Annotated in this window: 22 protein-coding genes, 1 tRNA gene and 1 pseudogene; 13 read left to right on the top strand and 11 right to left on the bottom strand. The window is 40.1% G+C overall.

Features of this window, described 5'->3' with window-relative positions:
- The first annotated feature begins 13 nt into the window (after positions 1 to 13).
- The 3 genes from hemL (at position 14) to hpnR (ending at position 5,807) form a co-directional block, all read left to right on the top strand.
- Entirely contained in the window at positions 14 to 1,315 is a 1,302-nt protein-coding gene (gene hemL, locus CFPU101_RS09450) for a glutamate-1-semialdehyde 2,1-aminomutase (RefSeq protein WP_206815107.1), read from the top strand.
- 276 nt (positions 1,316 to 1,591) lie between these two features.
- Positions 1,592 to 4,081: a phosphoketolase gene (locus tag CFPU101_RS09445; RefSeq protein ID WP_206815106.1), complete on the top strand. Its 2,490-nt coding sequence runs from the start codon at positions 1,592 to 1,594 to the stop codon at positions 4,079 to 4,081.
- Positions 4,082 to 4,262: 181 nt separating this feature from the next.
- On the top strand, positions 4,263 to 5,807 hold the full coding sequence (gene hpnR, locus CFPU101_RS09440) for a hopanoid C-3 methylase HpnR (RefSeq protein WP_206815105.1): 1,545 nt from the start codon (positions 4,263 to 4,265) through the stop codon (positions 5,805 to 5,807).
- Positions 5,808 to 5,857: 50 nt separating this feature from the next.
- Here hpnR and CFPU101_RS09435 read toward each other — a convergent pair whose 3' ends face one another.
- From CFPU101_RS09435 to tatA, 3 genes are all read right to left on the bottom strand, one after another.
- Positions 5,858 to 7,294 carry a DUF697 domain-containing protein gene (locus CFPU101_RS09435; RefSeq protein WP_206815104.1) on the bottom strand — a complete coding sequence of 479 codons (1,437 nt, stop codon included), beginning with the start codon at positions 7,292 to 7,294 and terminating at the stop codon, positions 5,858 to 5,860.
- 349 nt (positions 7,295 to 7,643) lie between these two features.
- Positions 7,644 to 7,717: transfer RNA gene (locus CFPU101_RS09430), tRNA-Met, on the bottom strand.
- Positions 7,718 to 7,872: 155 nt separating this feature from the next.
- Entirely contained in the window at positions 7,873 to 8,031 is a 159-nt protein-coding gene (gene tatA / locus CFPU101_RS09425; protein ID WP_206815103.1) for a twin-arginine translocase TatA/TatE family subunit, read from the bottom strand.
- Between the two features lie 80 nt (positions 8,032 to 8,111).
- On the opposite strand from tatA, the gene CFPU101_RS09420 reads away from it, so the two are divergent.
- A complete protein-coding gene (locus tag CFPU101_RS09420) occupies positions 8,112 to 8,864 on the top strand; it encodes a phycocyanobilin:ferredoxin oxidoreductase (RefSeq protein ID WP_206815102.1) in 753 nt (250 codons plus the stop codon).
- A 139-nt stretch (positions 8,865 to 9,003) separates the two neighbouring features.
- Here CFPU101_RS09420 and CFPU101_RS09415 read toward each other — a convergent pair whose 3' ends face one another.
- Both CFPU101_RS09415 and CFPU101_RS09410 read right to left on the bottom strand, forming a co-directional pair.
- Complete coding sequence (locus CFPU101_RS09415; RefSeq protein WP_206815101.1) at positions 9,004 to 9,246, bottom strand: DUF4327 family protein; 243 nt, start codon at positions 9,244 to 9,246, stop codon at positions 9,004 to 9,006.
- 219 nt (positions 9,247 to 9,465) lie between these two features.
- Positions 9,466 to 10,440 (bottom strand): Gfo/Idh/MocA family protein, encoded by a 975-nt coding sequence (locus tag CFPU101_RS09410; RefSeq protein WP_206815100.1) that lies wholly within the window; start codon positions 10,438 to 10,440, stop codon positions 9,466 to 9,468.
- A 440-nt stretch (positions 10,441 to 10,880) separates the two neighbouring features.
- On the opposite strand from CFPU101_RS09410, the gene CFPU101_RS09405 reads away from it, so the two are divergent.
- Positions 10,881 to 11,174, top strand: coding sequence for a ferredoxin (locus CFPU101_RS09405; RefSeq protein WP_206815099.1), 294 nt, complete (start codon positions 10,881 to 10,883; stop codon positions 11,172 to 11,174).
- 85 nt (positions 11,175 to 11,259) lie between these two features.
- On the opposite strand, the gene CFPU101_RS09400 is transcribed toward CFPU101_RS09405, so the two are convergent.
- From CFPU101_RS09400 to CFPU101_RS09390, 3 genes are all read right to left on the bottom strand, one after another.
- Positions 11,260 to 12,192, bottom strand: a complete 933-nt coding sequence (locus CFPU101_RS09400; protein ID WP_206815098.1) for a class I SAM-dependent methyltransferase — start codon at positions 12,190 to 12,192, stop codon at positions 11,260 to 11,262.
- A 200-nt stretch (positions 12,193 to 12,392) separates the two neighbouring features.
- Complete coding sequence (locus CFPU101_RS09395; RefSeq protein ID WP_206815097.1) at positions 12,393 to 12,662, bottom strand: GlsB/YeaQ/YmgE family stress response membrane protein; 270 nt, start codon at positions 12,660 to 12,662, stop codon at positions 12,393 to 12,395.
- A 137-nt stretch (positions 12,663 to 12,799) separates the two neighbouring features.
- Complete coding sequence (locus tag CFPU101_RS09390) at positions 12,800 to 14,110, bottom strand: hypothetical protein (protein ID WP_206815096.1); 1,311 nt, start codon at positions 14,108 to 14,110, stop codon at positions 12,800 to 12,802.
- A 172-nt stretch (positions 14,111 to 14,282) separates the two neighbouring features.
- Between CFPU101_RS09390 and CFPU101_RS09385 the strand changes: the two genes are divergently transcribed.
- From CFPU101_RS09385 to CFPU101_RS09360, 6 genes and pseudogenes are all read left to right on the top strand, one after another.
- Complete coding sequence (locus CFPU101_RS09385) at positions 14,283 to 14,906, top strand: TetR/AcrR family transcriptional regulator (protein WP_206815095.1); 624 nt, start codon at positions 14,283 to 14,285, stop codon at positions 14,904 to 14,906.
- Positions 14,907 to 14,981: 75 nt separating this feature from the next.
- A complete protein-coding gene (locus CFPU101_RS09380) occupies positions 14,982 to 16,148 on the top strand; it encodes a WD40 repeat domain-containing protein (RefSeq protein WP_206815094.1) in 1,167 nt (388 codons plus the stop codon).
- A 33-nt stretch (positions 16,149 to 16,181) separates the two neighbouring features.
- On the top strand, positions 16,182 to 16,355 hold the full coding sequence (locus CFPU101_RS09375; protein ID WP_206815093.1) for a hypothetical protein: 174 nt from the start codon (positions 16,182 to 16,184) through the stop codon (positions 16,353 to 16,355).
- A complete protein-coding gene (locus tag CFPU101_RS09370) occupies positions 16,352 to 17,404 on the top strand; it encodes a DUF3326 domain-containing protein (protein ID WP_206815092.1) in 1,053 nt (350 codons plus the stop codon). The genes CFPU101_RS09375 and CFPU101_RS09370 overlap by 4 nt, the downstream gene beginning before the upstream one ends.
- Before the next feature lie 56 nt (positions 17,405 to 17,460).
- Positions 17,461 to 17,993: pseudogene (locus CFPU101_RS09365) on the top strand (lysostaphin resistance A-like protein).
- Positions 17,994 to 18,002: 9 nt separating this feature from the next.
- Entirely contained in the window at positions 18,003 to 18,449 is a 447-nt protein-coding gene (locus CFPU101_RS09360) for a DUF3531 family protein (protein ID WP_206815091.1), read from the top strand.
- 67 nt (positions 18,450 to 18,516) lie between these two features.
- Here CFPU101_RS09360 and CFPU101_RS09355 read toward each other — a convergent pair whose 3' ends face one another.
- Positions 18,517 to 18,996 (bottom strand): PD40 domain-containing protein, encoded by a 480-nt coding sequence (locus CFPU101_RS09355; RefSeq protein WP_206815090.1) that lies wholly within the window; start codon positions 18,994 to 18,996, stop codon positions 18,517 to 18,519.
- Positions 18,997 to 19,057: 61 nt separating this feature from the next.
- On the opposite strand from CFPU101_RS09355, the gene CFPU101_RS09350 reads away from it, so the two are divergent.
- Complete coding sequence (locus CFPU101_RS09350; RefSeq protein ID WP_206815089.1) at positions 19,058 to 19,216, top strand: hypothetical protein; 159 nt, start codon at positions 19,058 to 19,060, stop codon at positions 19,214 to 19,216.
- Positions 19,217 to 19,219: 3 nt separating this feature from the next.
- Here CFPU101_RS09350 and CFPU101_RS09345 read toward each other — a convergent pair whose 3' ends face one another.
- Both CFPU101_RS09345 and CFPU101_RS09340 read right to left on the bottom strand, forming a co-directional pair.
- Positions 19,220 to 19,732: a hypothetical protein gene (locus CFPU101_RS09345; protein WP_206815088.1), complete on the bottom strand. Its 513-nt coding sequence runs from the start codon at positions 19,730 to 19,732 to the stop codon at positions 19,220 to 19,222.
- A 4-nt stretch (positions 19,733 to 19,736) separates the two neighbouring features.
- Entirely contained in the window at positions 19,737 to 20,342 is a 606-nt protein-coding gene (locus tag CFPU101_RS09340) for a YdcF family protein (RefSeq protein ID WP_206815087.1), read from the bottom strand.
- 219 nt (positions 20,343 to 20,561) lie between these two features.
- Between CFPU101_RS09340 and hemC the strand changes: the two genes are divergently transcribed.
- Entirely contained in the window at positions 20,562 to 21,521 is a 960-nt protein-coding gene (gene hemC / locus CFPU101_RS09335) for a hydroxymethylbilane synthase (RefSeq protein ID WP_206815086.1), read from the top strand.
- The last annotated feature ends 28 nt before the right edge of the window (positions 21,522 to 21,549 follow it).

Below are 21,549 nucleotides of genomic sequence, written 5' to 3'. Positions count from 1 at the left end.
AAAGGAGATTCTATTGGTTAGTACAACATCGTTTAATACCGCCAAATCAAAAGAAGTTTTTGCAGCCGCACAACAATTAATGCCAGGGGGCGTTAGTTCTCCTGTTCGTGCTTTTAAATCAGTTGGGGGAGAACCGATCGTTTTTGATCGCGTTAAAGGGGCTTATATTTGGGATGTAGATGGAAATCAGTATATTGATTATGTTGGCACTTGGGGGCCTGCTATTTGTGGTCATGCCCATCCTGATGTAATTTCCGCCCTGCATGAAGCTTTAGATAAGGGTACCAGTTTCGGCGCACCCTGTGTTCAAGAAAATATCTTAGCAGAAATGGTGATTGATGCGGTTCCAAGTATCGAGATGGTGCGTTTTGTCAACTCTGGAACCGAAGCTTGTATGTCTGTTTTACGTCTAATGCGGGCGTTTACAGGTCGAGACAAAATCATCAAGTTTGAAGGCTGCTATCATGGTCATGCTGATATGTTCTTGGTTAAAGCAGGATCTGGAGTCGCTACCCTCGGCTTACCCGACTCCCCTGGGGTGCCGAAATCTACCACCAATAACACTTTAACTGCACCCTACAATGATTTAGAAGCCGTTAAAGCCCTTTTTGCTGAAAATCCAGACGCGATCGCTGGTGTCATTCTTGAGCCTGTTGTTGGAAATGCGGGTTTTATTCCTCCTGAAGCTGGATTTTTGGAAGGATTACGCGAAATAACTCAAGAAAACGGCGCATTACTGGTATTTGATGAAGTAATGACGGGATTTCGTATTGCCTATGGTGGCGCACAAGAAAAATTCGGCATTACTCCAGATTTAACCACTCTCGGTAAAGTCATTGGTGGTGGTTTACCTGTTGGGGCCTATGGTGGACGTAAAGATATTATGTCACTCGTCGCACCTGCGGGGCCAATGTATCAAGCAGGTACTTTATCGGGAAATCCTTTAGCGATGACAGCAGGAATTAAAACGCTGGAGTTATTACAACGTCCTGGAACCTACGAACAATTAGACCGTATTACTAAGCGTCTCACGAATGGTTTATTACAAGTTGCTAAAGATTTAGGTCACGAGGTTTACGGTGGACAAATTAGCGGAATGTTTGGGATGTTCTTTACTGGAAAATCTGTACATAGCTATGAAGATGCTAAAACATCTGATACCGCTAAATTTGGACGTTTCCATCGTGGAATGCTCGAACACGGCGTTTATCTGGCTCCCTCTCAGTATGAAGCGGGATTTACTTCACTAGCCCATACAGATGAGGATGTTGATCGGACGATCGCCGCCGCGAAAGCCGTTCTTTCTAGTTTGTAAATTTATCTAAATAAAACTTGACAAGTCAGCTATTTTCTTATGTGAATAGCTGATTTTATTTTTGTGATCATCTAAAAAATTGGATATTCAAATATAAAAATCAATCAGGTTTGGCTACTAATCCTTAACTGCTCATCTCCCTTAAGGCTGAGGAAGTACATCCTGACATTTAGTATAGTGAGGGACAAAATGCAATAGATATATCGCACAGGAAATAATTAACTTTTTCACTCTAGACATTAACGAGTGCAATTACTCTTAGCGAGATAGATTTTTATGACAATAGCCACTTCAACGCAACAGTCAACTCTTAACGCAGATGAACTTTGGAAAATTGACGCTTATTGGCGTGCTGCCAATTATCTATCGGTTGGACAAATTTATCTACTTGATAATCCCCTATTGCGGGAACCTCTAACACTCGAACACATCAAACCGAGGTTACTCGGACATTGGGGGACAACGCCTGGTTTAAATTTTATCTACGCGCATCTTAATCGAGTCATTCGGTCTCAAGACTTAAACATGATCTACATTGCGGGGCCAGGACATGGAGGCCCTGGAATGGTGGCTAACACTTATTTAGAAGGAACTTATAGTCAATTCTACTCAGATATTTCTCAAGACTTAGAAGGGATGAAAAATCTGTTTAGACAATTTTCCTTTCCAGGTGGCATTCCCAGTCATGCGGCTCCTGAAACGCCAGGCTCGATCCATGAAGGGGGTGAATTAGGATATGCCCTCGTCCATGCCTATGGAGCAGTATTTGACAACCCCGATTTAATAGCTGCTTGTGTAGTGGGTGATGGAGAAGCTGAAACAGGGCCATTAGCGACCAGTTGGCATTCTAATAAATTTCTCAATCCAGTTCATGATGGGGCTGTCTTACCCATTCTGCATCTAAACGGCTATAAGATTGCTAACCCTACAGTACTAGCTCGTTTATCTCAAAAGGAATTAGAAAGCTTGTTTGTCGGGTATGGCTACAAACCCTACTTTGTTGAAGGTTCCGAACCAGAAGCGATGCACCAATTGATGGCTGCTACTCTCGATACCGTCATCGCAGAAATTAAAAGTATTCAAAGGGAAGCACGAGTTCATGGTTATCAGAAGCGTCCGCAGATGCCAATGATTATCTTACGCTCGCCCAAAGGGTGGACAGGGCCAAAAGAGGTAGACGGCAAAAAGACAGAGGACTATTGGCGATCGCATCAAGTCCCCCTAGCAGAAATGGCGAGTAATCCAGATCATGTCAAGTTACTCGAAATCTGGATGAAAAGCTATAAACCCGAAGAATTATTTGATGAATCGGGGCGACTCGTCTCCGAATTAGCGGCACTAGCACCCAAAGGCGAACGACGGATGGGGGCAAACCCACACGCTAATGGTGGTTTGTTGCTAAAAGCTTTGAAAATGCCTTCTTTCCGAGACTATGCCGTTACCGTGACCGATCCAGGTATCGAAATGGCCGAATCAACCCGAATTCTAGGTCAATTTCTTCGAGATGTGATGAAGCTGAACTTGGAGAGCCGTAACTTTCGGGTAATGAGTCCAGATGAAAATAATTCCAATCGTCTCGGTGCAGTTTTAGAAGTGACTAATCGAGTATCTACGGCAGAAATTCTAGAGACAGATGACCATATTGCGCCCGATGGTCGAGTGATGGAAGTCCTTAGTGAGCATATGTGTCAAGGCTGGCTAGAGGGTTATTTGCTCACAGGTCGTCATGGCTTTTTCTCCTGCTATGAGGCATTTATTCATATTGTAGATTCGATGTTCAATCAACACGCGAAGTGGTTAGAAAGCTGTCTTGATATTCCTTGGCGTAGAGAAATCGCCTCACTTAATTACTTATTGACATCCCATGTTTGGCGACAGGATCACAATGGGTTTAGTCATCAAGATCCAGGCTTTTTGGATGTCGTGACCAATAAAAAAGCCAAAGTAGTACGGGTTTATCTGCCACCTGATGCAAACACACTGCTTTCAGTTGCTGATCATTGCCTCCGCAGTCGTCAGTACATTAATGTGATAGTAGCGGGCAAACAACCCGAATTACAGTGGCTTGGCATGGATGAAGCAATCAAACACTGTACAACTGGTTTGGGGATTTGGGAGTGGGCTAGTAATGATCAAGGTGGAGAACCTGATGTAGTCATGGCTTGTGCGGGTGATGTTCCAACTTTAGAAACTCTAGCGGCGGTTGATTTCTTACGACATCATTTTCCACAACTCAAAATCCGTGTCGTCAATGTCGTCGATTTGATGACACTTCAGCCGCAAACCGAGCATCCGCACGGCTTATCAGACAAAGACTTTGACTCAATTTTTACTCAAGACAAACCGATCGTCTTTGCGTTTCACGGCTACCCCTGGCTGATCCATCGGCTCACCTATCGCCGCACTAATCACGCTAATATTCACGTTCGAGGTTACAAGGAAGAGGGAACAACCACTACGCCATTTGATATGGTTGTTGTAAATGATTTAGATCGTTTCCATCTAGCACAGGATGTCATTGATCGCGTACCTCAACTTAAAAAGATCGGTGCATATGTTAAGCAGATTATTCGTAATAAGCTAACCGAGCATAAGCAGTACATCATTGCACACGGCGAAGATCTGCCCGAAATTAATGACTGGAAATGGGGCTATTATCATCTTTCGTCTGCTAATCAAACACCTCCTGAAAATGCCACTCAGTCGAATCAGTCTAGCACTCCCGCTTCTGAGGGGGCAGAAGGTGCAGCACATTCGCGCTCATAAGCTATGATCTTGAGTAGAAATTTAGAGAATTGAGCTTAATCTAACAGTATCGGCAGGAGAACTGATCCTAACTCCTGCACAGTATTTCTATAAAAGAGACAGAAATGAAAAAACTCTGTAATAATCGTTCCTCGTTTACAGAAATGGGCTAGATTGATGGCATACGAGAGGAGAAGATTGCATGAAATTTTTAGCTGTTCATCCTGGCCCTTTGATGTATACTAAGGTTTTCCTACGCTTGGAACCACTAGGATTAGAGTTAGTGGCTACCGCAGCAGAACAAGCAGGACATGAGGTTAAAATGATTGACCTGCAAGCGGAAACCCATCAAGATTACTTCCGCATGATCAATCGATGGAAACCTGATGTAATTGGCTTTTCCTGTAATTATTTGGCGAATGTTCCTGAAATTATTGATTTAGCCAAAGCAACCAAGGAAAAATTACCCAATAGCTTTATCTTTGTCGGGGGTCATAGTGCATCTTTTATCGCTCACGAATTCCTAGAACAAGCAGGAGGCGCGATCGCTTGTGTCCTAAAGGGGGAGGGTGAGGCAATGATCGCCCCGCTTCTAAACGCCATTAAACAAGGACACAGAGCGATTTTACAAGTCCCTGGGGTGGTCACTCTAGACGGACAAGGCCCACCACCGATTTTTGTCGAAAATCTTGATGACATTACAGCAAATCGTAATTTATTGCGTCATCGTCGTAGATATTTCATCGGGGTTTTAGATCCTTGTGCATCTATCGAGTTTAGTCGAGGTTGTCCTTGGGATTGTGTTTTCTGTAGTGCTTGGACATTCTACGGACGTAGTTACCGAGTAAAATCAACTGAATCGATCGTTGCAGAACTCGAACAGATCAAAGAACCAGGTATCTTTATTGTCGATGATGTCGCCTTTGTGCAAGCTAAACACGGTTTTGAAATTGGCGAAGCGATCGCGCGTAAAGGCATCAAAAAGAATTATTATTTAGAAACACGGGGCGATGTCTTACTCAGAAATACCGATGTTTTTCGTTTCTGGAAAACCCTTGGACTTAAATATATGTTCCTTGGTGTGGAAGCAATTGACGAAGAAGGATTAAAAAAATTCCGTAAACGAGTCACCCTATCTAAAAATTTTGAAGCCCTTGAATGTGCTAGATCGCTTGGCATTACAGTCGCCATTAATATTATTGCCGATCCAGATTGGGATAAAGAACGTTTTGAAACCATTCGCCAATGGTGTTTAGAAATTCCTGAAATTGTCAATATCAGCGTCAATACTCCCTATCCTGGTACGGAAATTTGGCGTACCGAATCTCGTCAACTGACAACCCGTGATTATCGTCTATTTGATATCCAGCACGCAGTTTTACCGACTAAATTACCACTCAATGAATTTTATGAAGAACTGGTTAAAACGCAACAGGTTTTAAACAAAAAACATTTAGGGATGAAAGCACTCAAAGCAACGGCTAAAATTGCAGCACGTCATTTACTAAAAGGTCAAACTAACTTTGTCAAAATGCTGTGGAAGTTTAACAGTGTGTATGATCCTAAATTACTGTTAGCTGATCACGAAAAACCCGTAACATACGAGATCTATCTACCTCCTAAACCCGAAGAAAAAGTGGATCGAAATACTCTGTTTATCCATACACCAGCAGGAAGACAAGGACGTGCGATCGATAATTCGACTGAAGCATTCGTCGATGAAACTCGTATGGGAAGTAATGTTTAAAGATTATTCTTCACTAACGAAAAAGGTGGGTTATTCCCACCTCTTTCAAGTTAACTAACAGTTGTAGCAGTCTTATCCAAAGACAATCGAGAAATTGCCTGTTGAACAAAACCTTGTAAAAATGCCATTCTCTGATTATCATCAAAAACTTGTTTGAGTTTTTGTTCTAGATTTTTCACATTTAGATTAGCTTCGGGATCTAATACAACTTCTTGTTCAGAGAAATATTCAATTAAACTTAAACCCGCTAACCGAGTCAGATAAGCTGCGCTAATTCCTTGAACCGTACCACCAGCAACATAAGTTAACGCATGACTTTTCAGGAAACCTCCTACCGCGTGACTCGTTAATTCAACAATTCCTAATTGCACCATCAGTTTACCAATAGTAGTGGCGGCGGTTTGTGCTTGGGAAAGGGAAAATTTTTGTTGATAGACTGATCCTAAATCGACTAACATTTGAGCATTAATCGCGGCAGTTGCTAATAAATCTAAACTAGCGACTGGGTTAGCAAAAGCAGCAGCAGCAGCAATCCATTGATATTGCTCGACAACAGGTAATGCTTTTTCTTTGCGAACTTGATTATAGATCGCTTTTCCTTGTTGTTTAACATTCATGGTTTTACGCCATGCTGAACCCCACAGAAGTTGATCTTGTTCTTTTTGGCAGATATATTGAATACGTTCAATTAGATCTTTAATTTCTGGATTTGGTTTTTCTGTCCATTCTTTGAGAGTTCCATCCGTTTGATGTTGACGGACGATGATTTCTTTGGGTGCTGCCGCTACTGGAATAATTTCATAAGATGGAATATAGGATTTAACCCGTTGTTGTAGCTGTTGCATAACAATAGCACGTTCTTCGGGTTGATATTGATCTTGTTTATTAAGCAAAAGCAGCATTCTTTGATGGGCTGCGGTTAATTCTTTAATAATTTGCCATTCTGAGTCCATTAAGTCACCATTAATCAAAAAGATGACTAAATCTGAGGCTAATGCTAGATTTTTGGCTTTTTGTTCTTCTGTTTCGATTTCAGTCAATAATGGAGGCGTTTCGACAAATGTTAGATTATCACCGAGTTTTTGAGCTTCTAGTTGTTGTTTAAGGCTTGTTTTACCGACTTTTCTCGCGCCAGTAATCGCAATTTGTAAGTTTTGTCTTTTAAATTCTGCGGGTAACTGATTGATTTTTTCACGCAATGGAATAATTTCTGTTTCAGGCACTTCAGACGTTAAAGAATTAATCAGCGTTTCGGTTTTTGCAATCGCTTGATCAACTGTTTCTTTTGTTAAAGAAGGAGGTAACACTAGAGAATCGATTGAACTTTGAGGACGCATTAACCAAGCACCTGCTCCTACTGCGATCGCTCCAAGTAAACCCCATTCACCTAGATGGAAGAATCGGCTATGAACGGTTTCTCCAAGTCCCATGAGGGCAGTCACTCCGATTCCTGCTACCAAAATCGGTTTTTGCAACTTAACGGCCATTTATTTACGTTATCCTCTGCCTAGCAATCTGCATCAATTCTAACGTTTTTGAGTTAATATTTTTGCGGGTTATTGATCGGTCTTTCCCACTGCATAAATTCTTAAATCAGTAAACTTTTGCAACATTTTTTTGACAAATTACGTCTCTAAGGATTCTTTGTAATCAAGCCTAGACCTAAAAAACTGTTTATTTTTAATTCTGTTTTTAACACTCTATTTGTAAGAGCAGTAATGAGAGGGAAAATACGGCTCATCAGATATTGTCGAGTTTGACTAACCCAAATCTTATCTATATATAAATAGAAAGACGCTCTTTAAAAGAACGTCTCTACTAATTTTTTGATGATAATGGCGGGAGGCGGATTTGAACCACCGACCTTCGGGTTATGAGCCCGACGAGCTACCAGACTGCTCTATCCCGCGTCGCTTTATCTAGTATAGCGATAAAATAATCTTTTTTACAAGTTTTTGAAAAACTTTTTCTAGACGAGCTTTTTTAAACATGAGCGAGTTATGCGATCGCTTACTGAGCAACTTCTATCGACTATTTAACAATCCTTAACATTCCGTAACAGAATTTATTCTTCGTCATCGGTAGAAGGATTATTAAGTTCTTCCTTGAAACCGCGTAACGTTTTTCCTAGTGATTTGCCGATTTCGGGGATTTTTTTCGGGCCAAAGATCAAGACTCCAACCAGTCCAATAATAGCGACTTCGGGCCAACCTAAACCAAACATCCTTTTACTCCTTCAATTAGCATCCCTTTCTCTTCTATAGTAGAGGATGAAGCGTAGCAAACTTGTAAGATAAATTTGATATGTTAGAGCTTTCCCAGTCTGCTATCTATGAAAAACTCAATCCCTTAATTGCAAAGCTAGCAGAGATTATTCTTAGGCATTGGCAGCAGTCTTTAAGCTTGTCCTTGTATGAGTTGCCAGAAGGATTAGGCTATGTAGAAGGACGACTGGAAGAAGAAAAGCTAGTGATCGAAAATCGTTGCTATCAAACGCCCCAATTTCGCAAGCTTCATTTAGAGTTAGCTAAGGTGGGAACTCACTTAGATATCCTTCATTGTGTGATGTTTCCTCGCCCTGAATATGGCTTACCGATGTTTGGTTGTGATATTGTAGCAGGACGTGGGGGAATTAGTGCTGCGATCGTTGATTTATCACCCACCAGTCCAGAAAAAAATCTTCCAGAGTCATATCAAAAGTCTCTTTCTGCTTTATCACCTCTACAGTTCTCACAGCCTCGATCTTTACCGACTTGGGGTGATATTTTCTCTGAGTTTTGTTTATTTATTCGTCCCGAAACCTCAGAAGAAGAAGATCTGTTTCTCAGTAGAGTTGATGATTTCTTAGCCATTCACTGTAAGAACGCTTTAGCCGCGAAACCTTTACCCCCAGTCGAACAAACTTTACATCTAGAAGGACAATATCATTACTGTAGTATGCAGCAGCAAAATGATAAAACTCGTCGGGTGCTAGAAAAAGCCTTCGGTAGTGAGTGGGCTGATCGATATATGACGATGGTTTTATTTGATTTACCCAAAACAGCAGTTAATGTTTGACAATACATACGCGTAGAGACGCGATATATCACGTCTCTACAAAACAAGGGTATAGGGTTAACAAACAAGGGTTTATTTTTTAAGGATCAATTTAATCGCTCTGAGCGCGTGTAGTTCTATATGTTGTGACTTTCTTTTTTTAGTCGTTATCCCAATTTTCACCAGCAATTAAATCGCCAATTTGATCCCGTAATAAATATTCACATCTTTCGAGTTCGCATTCAACACAAACCCACTCTCTAGGGGGAATGTACTGGCATAGGGTGTAGATGGGTTGATTGCGATTAATCGTGCCTTGCTCCACCATTTGACGGACTTCATCTTTGATCATTGTGATGGAGTAATTCAAGGTGGGAGCAGTTGACAATGTACTTAGACTCATCGGAGTTATCCTAGATCAATTAACGAAGCTTACATTTACTATAGTCTAAGTGGAGAAAATAATAAAGAGATTTCGTGCTGTATACGAGATTACATTTTTTTATCAATTTGAAATACTTTCTCCTACCTACTTTCAAGCGAAGTAGGTACACGTTAAGAAATCTAAAGACATAGACCGAGAGTCGTTTGTCTTTTGTGGCGTAAGGTTGTATGAAGCATTTTAAAGAAAAACCGTTTGCCCTGTGAGGGAAGATTGTTCGGCAGCTTGAGCGACTTTGAGGGCGTAAAGACTTTCTTCTACTTTGACATACAAAGGCTGTTGATCAAATAAATAATCTAAAACAAGTTGTGTGTCTTTTTTGAAGAGTCCGCTACGCGGGCCACTTTCGAGAGGGGTTTCTTCTTTACCTCTGATCAATTTTCCCACTTCTCCAACAAAAATTAAACTGCCTTGATCGCCATGCAGTTCAAAAGTACGATCGCTATACCAAAAAGCCTCACCTTTGCCGTAGGTTGCTTGAGCCATTAGTCCACTCGTAAACCGAATTTGAGCATCACACAAACAAGAGGTAAAATAACCTGTTTCTGGAGCATCCCAATAACGAGATTGACAGGAAACCGACGCAACCGTCCCAAACAGATTCGTTAAACGATGAATACGAGAAAGTCCTGCAATAAAAGGAAAACCAAACAAATCTTTATGATATGTCCAACGACGCGGGGCAACCCGTTGGATGGCGGTTGTTGTATAGCGGGCAAAAAATACCTCTCCTATTTCTGGTAAATAATGGCGGATGGTGTTATGTAGTCCACCGAGTAATTCGATATGTTCAACGTGAAGTAGTTTATTTTGTTGTTGGGCTAACTGTATTAATTCTTGTCCTTCAGTGGTGGTAAAAGCGAGGGGATATTCGACAATAACGTGTTTCCCTGCTTCTAATGCGGTTTTAGCAATTTGGGCGTGATCTCGGTTGATATTGGCGATAATGATTAAATCTAATTCTGGGTGCGTGGCGAGTTGTTGCCAAGAGTCTAAAACAGGTATCGAGTAGGTTTGACTAAATGTTTCAATATTTTCGGGACGATTTCCGACAAAATAACGAAGCTGCGATCGCTGATCTTCTTGTACTGCTTCAGCGCGTTTTTGGGCTGCATATCCTGTTCCTACAATGCCAACTTTTAAAGGTGAATTCATCTAATTTTCTTAGCCATTTTATAAAAATCGATTTGCTTCATTCAATGTTTTTTGCATTAATATTGATTTATTTCAATCATTAAGTTTAATTATGACTTATTAGCCTAAAACGATTGATCATTTGCCTATATAACTATAACTAATACTTATTATTATTTTTGTCAACAAATCTGGTGATAATGAGTAAACTTAGTGCAACATTATTGTTTCAAGTTTATAAATAGTATATACTTTTGCAAATTTTTGATCGCTCTCACTACAATAATAATAAGAAAAACTTATTTTAAGTTTATTTAAGAATTTCATTACTAATGCGAGTCGAACTCTGGAGACTTTTCCCGTAGTATCAAAAATGAGGCTCACTGAAAAAGCTTTAAAAAACAGTCAAGCTTTAATAAGACTGCCGTTTTACCTTGGATACACTATAAGAGGAGTAACACATGGCCACTTACAAAGTAACTCTTAAAACTCCCGATGGAGATCATACAATTGATGTTCCTGATGATGAGTACATTCTAGACGTAGCTGAGGAACAAGGTTACGATTTACCCTACTCCTGTCGTGCGGGTGCTTGTTCGACCTGTGCTGGTAAAATCGAGTCTGGTAGCGTCGATCAATCTGATCAATCTTTTTTAGATGATGATCAAATTGAAGCAGGTTATGTTCTAACTTGTGTCGCTTATCCTACGTCGGATGTTACGATCACCACCCATCAAGAAGAAAATCTATACTAAAAACATTTGGAGTCTTGTTACTTCAAGTTTCATAAAAAAAAGCAGGGAAACCGTAGAATAGTCCCTGCTTTATTTTGCCAAATTTTTAAGCAACTTGAGCAATTATGGCACGATGACGCGGACTAATAATAGTAATTTGAGGAGATGTAAACCCTGCTTCTAACAATGCTGAGGTAATATCGAGTGTAAAATATTGATCAAGATAAGGTTCTGTACTTTTGAGTAAAGTAAAAATGTAGGGTGGCATTTTTTGATAAGCTTCTGAATTGGGATTCATATCCATCATGGCAAAGTATCCACCTCGACGCAGAATTCGCCGCGCTTCTTGTAAAATTTCTTTTGCTGTTATTTGAGGAATTTCGTGGAACATTAAAAAAGATGAGACTAAATCAAAAGATTGATCTCTTAAATGAGTCGATGTTGCGTTAGCATGAATCCAATTAATCTTGGTTTGTCGTTTTCTAGTTTGATATTGTGCTACTGATAAATGATAGGGTGATAAATCTAATCCTGTGACTTTTGCTTGAGGATAAATATTTTGTAGTGCAAAGGTACTCATTCCGACACTACAACCGAGATCAAGAATAGTTTGAGGATTAAGATCCGATTGGGTTTTTAAAACATTATGATAAGCTTGACGTAATTTGGGATCACCATTAACACTAATCCCGTCAGTATCCTTCCAGATCGTAGAATGCACTGTATAAGCAGCCGACTCCGCTTCTAATGCTGCCTTCCAGTCTAGATCACCGTTACAGTAAGCATGAATCGAACCAAGATAATAATTAGGATAAACCAGATCAGGGGATTCTATGGACGCTTTTTCGGTTTCCCAATCATGCGATCGTAACTGATTAACATTATCACGCCAAGGTACACCAATTTTTTCAGCGCGTGTGATCATCATCTGACGAGCTTGGTGTTTAGCCACATTATAAATCGGCTTAATGGCAAAAATCCCGTTAATCAGACGAGAAACTAAACTCGGTTGCGTTTGGTAGGTTTGTGTAACTGTCATGCTTTCTCACAGCTTGAGTTCTCCATTTTGAATCCTAAAACTTAAAGCAGACGCAAAGCAAGATTGATATGTTTTTGTAAAGTAAACGCAATAATAAAAAAAATAAATAGACTCTCCAGCAAAGGAAAGTCTATAAAAGAAGCTCACTATCTTGGTTCACTATAGGATTAATTAATTCACACGCATCAACAGTTGTATTTTTATGCTGCACTACGGCTAATTAGACTCCAGATGAAGATAGCAACTAAAGCACCTAAAACAGCTACAAATAATCCAGGGATACTTAAACTAGATGCCACTAGCTGTAAACTTCCAGTACTGAAGAAACTATATAATGAGCCGCCGACAAAAGCACCAATAATACCTAGAATAATTGTAGCGAGGATACCGCCGCCTTGATAACCAGGATAAATCGCTTTTGCAATTGCACCAGCAAGTAAACCTAAAACCACCCAAGCAATAATATTCATTTTATTAATCTCCTAATCTTGTCGTTTATTTATCACACTACAATCATCACTTAGGAGACAGTTTAATCGCGTCTATCGTCAGTTGTAATCATTGAGTATCTAAAGATAGATCGCAATTTCTTCGTTATGAAAAAAGCTTAAAACCCTTTTCCAGAAGCTTTTTTAGTCGCTTTATTTTTAGATTTATCTTTATTAACTTCTATAACGGCATCTTGGAATAGAGTATGTAAATGAAGTGGAACACTTGCACTTTCCGGTAAAATGGGTTCTGTTGGTTTTTTAAATTCTTTCATCAAAGACGATAAATCTTGTTTTAAAACAAATGTCGGACGATTTAAAACTTTTTGTAAAATCAATTCTAGTGATTTGGGATCTTGCTGAACTAATTTTTGCCATATTCCATAATTAACTTCGGGTGATTTTAAATATTGCATGACTAATGTTTCAGCATTTGATACATTTACTTCATCTTCTATTAGCAATTTTTTAAAATCAGAGTAGTTGGTTAAAAAACTTTGTCCCCAACGCGGATGACTAAACGCAGTGACTTGTTCTGCTTTTTTGAGATACGCTGGTAATTCCATTTTTGGCTGAACCATTTTAGTAATTTTTTGACTATTAAAGACTGTTGGATCAACACCCATTTCTGTTGCTACAGATTCAATTTCATCAGATGATATTCCTGCTTCTTGCGCTAGATCTTGTATGGTTTTAGTTCCATCTAGTCCAGTGGCTTCTAGTTTTTCTTGTAGATTAGTGTTTTGGAATTCAGTAAATTTTTGATTCAGTTGATATCCAGGTAAAGTAATCTCATCGTCACCAAAAAACTTAACAAAATCTTGATGAGACTTTTCGACCGATATCCAAGCTTCGGCTAATAAATCTGGTGCATCACTATATAAATGTAGCCCATAATTCTGTTTAAAATTACCAATAGCCACCGCTAATTTAGGTTTTCCTAATTTGCCAAAGGTTCGACAAGGACTAGAAAAAATCCAATAATCCTCTAGAGGAGCAATTTGAGTTAATAAAATTTCTCCGATTTTATATCGCTTCATACTTTCTTGCATTTTTTGGTCAGTCGGTTTGACGATGTAATGTTTAGCCGTTGTCCAATTCATCAACTCAAAACCATCATCCAAAATAGTAATAATTTCAAACAAACCTAAAAAACTATTTTCCCAACGTTGGAGCAATTGCCGATCGCTAGATGATAAATCAGTGTGAGCTTCTAGAAAGAGTTTGATCGGTGTTTTTTGCCCCACTTTTCCTTCAGCAATAAAACGATCTACTAATAAATTGCGTTGATTCATTTCTTGTTGAGTTGCTAACGCCATCTGTTCGGCACTAAAGGTTTCTAAAGCAACCGCTAAATCTCCTTCTGCATCAAAAACAAAATCGGTTAAAGCTTCTTTGAGTTTTCCTGCTTGTTCTAAAATTGCGTCCATTAAATCAATAATCCTTTTGTACCGTATCTTTCGGTAGTCTAGCCAATTTTCGCTTCGTCCATGTTCAGCCGCTAGACTAAAATGTCAAGATTTAGGAGTAAGAAAGAACTTCAGTTAGCAATCAGTGGCATGATGGAAAATATCGAGATCAGTGTTCATCTTTAAAAGTCCTATGCAAAGTATTTATCAACGAGGGTCATCGGAAAGCGGAGCAGAAGAAGCAACTCATAGCCGCATCCTTAACGCAGCCTTACGGTTATTTGCTTCACGGGGGTATGATGGCACAACCACCAAAGATTTAGCCGCCGCCGCTAATGTGGCTGAAGGGACACTGTTTCGTTATTTTCCTAATAAAAAAGCGATCCTCATTGAAGTTGCTACGGCTGGATGGATCGATATATTAACCGATTTACTGACAGAATTAAGCGAAATGGGCAGTTATAAGGCAGTCGCTCAAGTCATGCGCCGTCGAATGCTAAGGATGAGAGAAAATAAAGATTTATTACAAGTTTGTTTTGTTGAAGCCCAATATCACCCCGAATTACGAGAACGAATACAGCTAGAAGTCATTGCAAAAATGACCGATGTTGCTGAAGCATTTTTTCAAACGGCAATGGATAAAGGCATTTATCGTCGAACGAATCCCAAAATTGTCGCACAAGTCTTTTTAGGAATGTTTGCGATCGCAGGTTTTTCCGAGCAAACTATTCTCCCTGATGCTTCACCCGCATCTCTTCAAGAAATGGCCGAAGGTATTGCCGATATTTTTCTTAATGGAGTATTGGCTAAAGAATAAAGAAAAAGTTGGCAAAACGAACCAGATAAGGATAAGATAAAACCCAAAATCTGTTATATGATCTGCTCTTTGCCTATGAGGTTCGTTCACTCGATACATAAAAATACGGTGGTTTTAGTGGGAATAGCTTCACTATTACTGAGCTTTGGTAATCATCAAACCTTAGCCCAACTTCCCCCTAGTCCCCCAAAAACCGAACCTGAACGCATCCCACCAGAACTTCTAGCACCAGAACTTCCCTCATCCCCTACAAATAATCAACAGTCCCCGACAGAAGTCCAACCCCAAGAAATTATTGATAGTGATCCAGAGCAATGGAGATCCGTTGCTTTTGTGAAAATTGTTGGCGATCAAGAAGGTACCGTAGATACACTTCTCTTTAGTCCCGATAATAAATATATTTTGGCTGGTGGGTATCGTAACCAACCTAATTTAAAAATCTGGGATCTCAGTAACGGAAAAAGAAAATCTAATATTAGAGCGCAACGTCGAGGGGTTCAAGCCCTAGCAATTGATCCCGTTGGACAAACGTTAGTCAGTGCGGGAGAAGATGGCGGTATTAACTTCTGGAACTGGCCAAACGGTAAATATATCGGTATTTCGGTCGAACATCGCACCCTTGTTATGGATCTAGCAATCTCTCCAGATGGTCAAATTCTAGTCAGTGCAGGGTTAGATGGGATTCGAGTTTGGAGTTTATGCGATCGTCGTCCTCTTTACACTTTAACTCGAATTGGTGAACCTGCCTATGCTGTTGGTGTAAATCCCAATGGAACTACGGTAGCCAGTGGGGATGACCAAGGTAAAATTAAATTTTGGGATATCAGACGAGGGGTTTTTCTTTCAGAGTTTGCGGCACATTCTGAAGCCATTACAGGGGCTATTTATACTCCAGATGGCAGTAAATTAATTACCAGTAGTGAAGATCGCACCGTTAAAGTGTGGGATGTTCAAAGTAAAAAATTGTTATATACTTTCATCGGTCATCATAATCGAATTCGCTCGATTGCCTTACATCCTAATGGAGAAGTTCTGGCTAGTTCTAGTAACGATGGCGTCAGACTTTGGAATGTCGTTACTGGAGAATCCCTTGGCTGGCCCGAAAAATGCCGAGATTGGGTAGAAAGTGTGGCTTTTAGTCCCGATGGTCGCTATTTAGCCACTGGAGGCTTTGATTTTCAAGTCCGTTTGTGGGAACCGTCAATCAATTCTCAAACCCCCGAACTGCAAACCAAAAAATAGTAGACTGTTAGAACCAATCATTGCAATAAGACCATGACCACTCATTTTATTAGCGCAGAAATCGATCTACAAGAAAACCCTTTGCAACTTCAACAAGAAATCGAAGCCGAATTAGAAAAACACGGTAAACCCCTACGCTGGGCAATTACCAAAGTCGATCAAGAAAAGGAAACCGTACAAGTCGAAGCCATTGTAACGAAACCGTGAAACCTTATACCGTTGTTTTAATCATACCGACGGGAATTGGTGCGACAATTGGTGGCTACGCGGGGGATGCTTTACCTGTGGCTCGTGCAATCGCCAAAAGTTGTGATCGGTTGATCACTCATCCCAATGTCTTAAATGGTGCACAATTGTACTGGCCCCTCCCTAACGCTTTCTATGTCGAGGGTTTTGGTTTAGATCAGTTTGCTAAAGGGCATTGGGGACTACAAAGTGTCCATCAAAACCGAGTTGGTTTAATATTAGATCGCGCCATTGAGCCAGATTTGAGGCTTAGGCACCTGCAAGTGGCTGAAGGATGTCGGGCTACATTGGGACTTAATTTAACCGATTACGTGGTCACTGATGCCCCTCTGGATGTGGAATTAAGAAGCTCTGCATCGGGTGCAAGTTGGGGAACGATCGGTAACACTGGTAGTTTACTGAGAGCCGCCGAAGCCCTGATCCAACAAGCCCAAGCTCAAGCAATTGCGATCGTTGCTCGGTTTCCCGATGATCTTGATCGTCTCGCTCTAGAAAAATATCGTCATGGTTGCGGTGTCGATCCCCTAGCAGGTGCAGAAGCGGTCATATCTCATCTCATCGTACGACAATTTCGCATTCCTGCGGCTCATGCTCCCGCTTTATCACCACTTCCCCTTGATCCATCAATTTCCCCTAAATCGGCTGCCGAAGAAATCGGTTATACTTTCTTACCCTGTGTTTTAGTCGGTCTGAGTCGTGCGCCACAATTCGTAACACAACCCACTCATGAGAGCATTTGGACAGATCAAGTTGATGCTGTCATTATTCCTGAAAGTGCGTGTGGAGGTAGTGCCATCCTGAGTTTTAGTCAACAAAAAACCGTAATTATTGCCGTAGAAAATAATCAAACAATGATGCAAGTTTCACCCGAACCCATAGGGATTAAAGCAATTAAGGTAAACTCGTATATAGAGGCACTTGGTCTTTTAGTCGCCCATCGTGCGGGTATTAGTTTCGAGTCACTCAATCCCTCAATATTCCCTCTTCGTTGCTTATCTAATGTCTTGTGAGTAGTTCTGAAAATCCCGAATTTGAACCCTTAACCCGTAGACAAATTCTCATTATTATGGGAGTGACGGCGATTATTTTATTAATGATTGCCCGTGTCTGGCAATATTTCGGCTCAATTAAGATTCTTGAAGTTCATTTTACATTACAAGCGGTCTGGTTGAGTTTAGCACTTCTACGGGTATTAGTCTAGGAAGTGGCTTGATGTATCGAATTTGGCCCGCTTATCGTCGTAGTGCGGATACTTATTTAGAATTAGTAATTAAGCCGTTAATTTGGCCCGATTTAATTTGGTTGGGACTCTTACCAGGGTTAAGCGAAGAATTACTGTTTCGGGGTGTAATGTTACCTGCACTGGGACTTGATTTAACCGCCGTCATTGTGTCAAGTTGTTTATTTGGGGTACTTCATTTTAGCGGGTCTCAACAATGGCCATATGTTTTTTGGGCGACGGTAGTGGGTTTCGCATTAGGTTATAGTGCAATGGTCACAGGTAATTTATTAGTACCCACCTTAGCCCATATTGTCACGAATTTAGTGGCGAGTTATTTGTGGAAAGTGCGGCAATCTTTTGATACTCCTTCTGTATAGTTTTGATTTATGAAAATTGAATTTAGAGAATTTAATCCTTTTGATCTGTGGATTTGGTTAGAATTTGAAACGACCCCCTCTGGAATGGAACAACAATATATAGAAGAGGTGTTTGATTCTTGGTTCTATTTAGGAAAATTGGGTGCTTTTAATGCCGAAAATCTCCAAGTACAAGACATGGGAATTGACATTAGTTATATGTACTACAGTACAGATTCCGTTGAGGATATTCTGATGTCTCCTATGCACAATATGTCAGATTTTGAGTATCAGGGAATTTGGGGACGCTGTTGGTTTGATTTAGGAACCAGTGATTTAATTGGGATTGATATTTTAATTAATGCACTCTATCAACTGAGTAAAGAATTTGTGACGATTAAGCGTTTAATTATTGGTGGACAAAATGAAGACTGGCCTGTTGCTCGACGCTCTCAAGAGTTATTCACGGAAAATTAAAAGATAGACCTCACCCTAGCCCTCTTCTGTGAGGAGAGGGAACTATAAGGAATACTTTTTAGTTAGATTATTTTCGTTCAACGATCGCAATATTCCAATGTCCCCCTTGACTGGTTTGGAAGGCGACTTTTTTTCCATCACCGCTAATGGTTGGATGACGAACTGTTCCTCGAACATTTGCGGTTAATAATTCTGAACGTTGGGAATTGCGATCGTATACCATAATGTCGGTTTTACCCCGTTCTGTAGAAACATAGGCAAGATAACGACCATCTTGGCTTAAAAAGGGTTGATCCTGCATCGAATCACGTCGATTAAGATTCGGTAAAGAAACCAGTTGACGCTGCTGTGAGTCGAATAAATATATACTACGTCGTCCATTGCGATCGGATGCAAATGCTAAATATCTTCCATCAGCACTATAGGAGGGATATTCATCGGATACACCACTATTTAACCCACCGACAGGAATTTGAGGATTGATCAATAAAGCATTATTACAACTGCTTAAACTGAGTGTGAGTAGAATTGCGAGCGATCGTCTCATTTTGTTTGGGATCTTTACCAGTGTTTATTTTAACAGCAAGGAAACTGGGAGTTTTTAGAAAATGAATAAAGATTTTGCACAAATGAGTAAATCAGAATTAAGACAATACGTGTTAGAACATAAAGAAGATCTAGAAGTATTACGGAGTCTAATGAGTCGTCGTAACTCCCAAGCAACTCGTTACAACTTTCTCAATACTGAAGAGGGAAAAAAACATTGAGTCTTAGTCAGCTTGTAAAGTATTTAGCAATTGCTTCAAGCTGTTTGAACTTAGATGAATTTTAATTTCGAGTTGTTGCTGTTTATCGCGCAATAACAAAATCGTTTGCTTATCAGTCGTTTTTCCGACAATCAACGGATCAGTTAGCTCAAATTTTTGATAAATTACTCCCAGTTTGCTAATGCGGATCACTAGATTAGATTGGGATTGGGGGTAGATCTCTAACGTCTCAGCTACGGGGTCTAGAATGAGTTTCTGAGGCGTTATACTGCGTTCGTCCTCAAAAGTGAACTTGTGCCAATACAGCGTAATTCCGCGAATTTGGGGCATTTCAAGGGTCATATTTTCATCAAACCGTTGCGCTTCCCAATTAATTTCTCCATTCTCAGGGATTAATCGTTGTTGCCAAGAAACCTGTTTTAAGTTCAAATCTTGCCACCATTGCTCGATTTGTGTCAATGGTACAGCGTTTTCGGCAGGTGTACGATCCTGTTGCCAAATAATTAAATTACTCATAATTTTAATGATCTTTTAAATCTTCGCCAGTTGACCCCATAATTAACCATAATACGGCTCTAGCTCCATCGCGTAAACTTTTCTCAATCGGTTCAGATGGTGCATCAGAAGGGACTGCAAGGGGTTTAATCATAATACCCTGACTCCCTAAAACAATTTCACCGACAATTCGCGCACGACGCATATGATTATCTGAAGTGACTAAATAAACACTATCTACACCATGTTTTTTTAAATCATTAACGAGGGTAGTAAAGTTGGTTACCGTGTCCACTGCACGATAGTCTAAATGAAGATGAGCGGGGTTCGTATTAACGCCTTCTTTAGCAAAAATTCGTTTAACATAGGCTTTAGGACTACCCGAAGAAACCCAAATTGGTAGCTCAGGATGTTCTAATGCTAATTTAGCAGCAAAACGTTCTCGTGATTCATGTCCCCCCAAGACGATGATCGCTTCTGGAGGTGTAAAGAAGCTTTTGACTTCTCGATATCCCCACCAAACACCAGTAGCAAACGTCAAACCTAAAACTAACCATAGCTGATGAAGACCCGATCGCACAACTGATCGAGATGATTTTTTCTTACGCGTTGGTTTCCCTCGAAGAATCATATACTATGTACAGACGCGCTCACACCATCTTAGATTATAGGCGATTCATTTGCTGAGATTAGAGTTCGTCACTGGTTAAAAGTAAAAAGAATCAACAGCAAAATATTACAGGATGTAACTATTTTAGACATCAAGGGGATAGATCTACGAAATGGGGTCTATCTCTGCGATACCCTAGATCGAGTCTCTAATATTGATATTATCTGGATCAATCCTTCTATGGTCGTTTCTCCTTCAACTCGCACAATTCGTATTGGTTCGCGCAAAAGTCAACTGGCATTAGTACAAACATATTGGGTACAAGAAGAATTACAAAAGCATTTCCCTACTCGACAATTTGATGTCGAAACCATGAGTACCCAAGGGGATAAAATTTTAGATGTCGCTTTAGCAAAAATTGGTGATAAAGGTTTATTTACAAAAGAATTAGAAGTCGCAATGTTAGAAAAACAAGTTGATTTTGCGGTTCATTCTTTAAAAGATTTACCAACTCATTTACCCGATGGATTAATGTTAGGATGTGTCACACAACGGGTTGATCCTGCTGATGCTTTAGTGGTTTCAGAAAAAAATAAAGATAAACAGTTAGATACTTTACCCGAAGGTGCCGTTATTGGGACTTCTTCTCTTAGACGGTTAGCACAATTACGTCATCATTTCCCCCATCTGACTTTTAAAGATATACGTGGCAATGTTAATACTCGTTTGGCTAAATTAGAAGCAGATGAATATGATGGAATTATTTTAGCTGTTGCAGGTTTACAACGTTTAGGAATGAGCGATCGTATTCATCAGGTTATCCCCGCAGAAATCTCTTTACACGCGGTTGGACAAGGTGCTTTAGGGATTGAATGTCGTACTGAAGATCCAGAAATTCTAGAAGTTTTAAAACCCCTAGAACACGAAGAAACACGCGATAGATGTTATGCTGAACGTTCATTTTTAAGAGAGTTAGAGGGGGGGTGTCAAGTTCCTATCGGAGTCAATACTAAAATCGAAAATGGCATTTTAACACTAACTGGAATGGTAGCTAGTTTAGATGGAAAAAGATTAATTAAAGATACGGTTTCTGGGCAAGCCAGTGACGCAGAAGCATTAGGAATAGAACTAGCTAACAAAGTTAGGAATGAGGGTGCAGGCGAAATTTTAGCCGAAATTTTTGCCCAAGTTCGACAATAACAGATGATTTAATTGGGTGGGCTAAGTC

This window comes from Chroococcus sp. FPU101 (assembly GCF_017312365.1).
Classification (GTDB): domain Bacteria; phylum Cyanobacteriota; class Cyanobacteriia; order Cyanobacteriales; family Microcystaceae; genus Chroococcus.
This window is presented reverse-complemented; position numbering and strand designations above follow the sequence as displayed.

What these genes read in the sequence shown, in the direction of transcription:
- hpnR (WP_206815105.1), top strand. Translation starts at nt 4,263, where the DNA reads ATGAAATTTTTAGCTGTTCATCCTGGCCCTTTGATGTATACTAAGGTT.
- CFPU101_RS09390 (WP_206815096.1), bottom strand. Translation starts at nt 14,110, where the DNA reads ATGGACGCAATTTTAGAACAAGCAGGAAAACTCAAAGAAGCTTTAACC.
- CFPU101_RS09360 (WP_206815091.1), top strand. Translation starts at nt 18,003, where the DNA reads ATGAAAATTGAATTTAGAGAATTTAATCCTTTTGATCTGTGGATTTGG.
- tatA (WP_206815103.1), bottom strand. Translation starts at nt 8,031, where the DNA reads ATGTTTGGTTTAGGTTGGCCCGAAGTCGCTATTATTGGACTGGTTGGA.
- CFPU101_RS09355 (WP_206815090.1), bottom strand. Translation starts at nt 18,996, where the DNA reads ATGAGACGATCGCTCGCAATTCTACTCACACTCAGTTTAAGCAGTTGT.
- CFPU101_RS09380 (WP_206815094.1), top strand. Translation starts at nt 14,982, where the DNA reads ATGAGGTTCGTTCACTCGATACATAAAAATACGGTGGTTTTAGTGGGA.
- CFPU101_RS09410 (WP_206815100.1), bottom strand. Translation starts at nt 10,440, where the DNA reads ATGAATTCACCTTTAAAAGTTGGCATTGTAGGAACAGGATATGCAGCC.
- CFPU101_RS09420 (WP_206815102.1), top strand. Translation starts at nt 8,112, where the DNA reads ATGTTAGAGCTTTCCCAGTCTGCTATCTATGAAAAACTCAATCCCTTA.
- CFPU101_RS09350 (WP_206815089.1), top strand. Translation starts at nt 19,058, where the DNA reads ATGAATAAAGATTTTGCACAAATGAGTAAATCAGAATTAAGACAATAC.
- CFPU101_RS09435 (WP_206815104.1), bottom strand. Translation starts at nt 7,294, where the DNA reads ATGGCCGTTAAGTTGCAAAAACCGATTTTGGTAGCAGGAATCGGAGTG.
- hemC (WP_206815086.1), top strand. Translation starts at nt 20,562, where the DNA reads ATGGTCGTTTCTCCTTCAACTCGCACAATTCGTATTGGTTCGCGCAAA.
- CFPU101_RS09340 (WP_206815087.1), bottom strand. Translation starts at nt 20,342, where the DNA reads ATGATTCTTCGAGGGAAACCAACGCGTAAGAAAAAATCATCTCGATCA.
- CFPU101_RS09405 (WP_206815099.1), top strand. Translation starts at nt 10,881, where the DNA reads ATGGCCACTTACAAAGTAACTCTTAAAACTCCCGATGGAGATCATACA.
- CFPU101_RS09375 (WP_206815093.1), top strand. Translation starts at nt 16,182, where the DNA reads ATGACCACTCATTTTATTAGCGCAGAAATCGATCTACAAGAAAACCCT.
- CFPU101_RS09395 (WP_206815097.1), bottom strand. Translation starts at nt 12,662, where the DNA reads ATGAATATTATTGCTTGGGTGGTTTTAGGTTTACTTGCTGGTGCAATT.
- CFPU101_RS09445 (WP_206815106.1), top strand. Translation starts at nt 1,592, where the DNA reads ATGACAATAGCCACTTCAACGCAACAGTCAACTCTTAACGCAGATGAA.
- CFPU101_RS09385 (WP_206815095.1), top strand. Translation starts at nt 14,283, where the DNA reads ATGCAAAGTATTTATCAACGAGGGTCATCGGAAAGCGGAGCAGAAGAA.
- CFPU101_RS09415 (WP_206815101.1), bottom strand. Translation starts at nt 9,246, where the DNA reads ATGAGTCTAAGTACATTGTCAACTGCTCCCACCTTGAATTACTCCATC.
- CFPU101_RS09400 (WP_206815098.1), bottom strand. Translation starts at nt 12,192, where the DNA reads ATGACAGTTACACAAACCTACCAAACGCAACCGAGTTTAGTTTCTCGT.
- CFPU101_RS09345 (WP_206815088.1), bottom strand. Translation starts at nt 19,732, where the DNA reads ATGAGTAATTTAATTATTTGGCAACAGGATCGTACACCTGCCGAAAAC.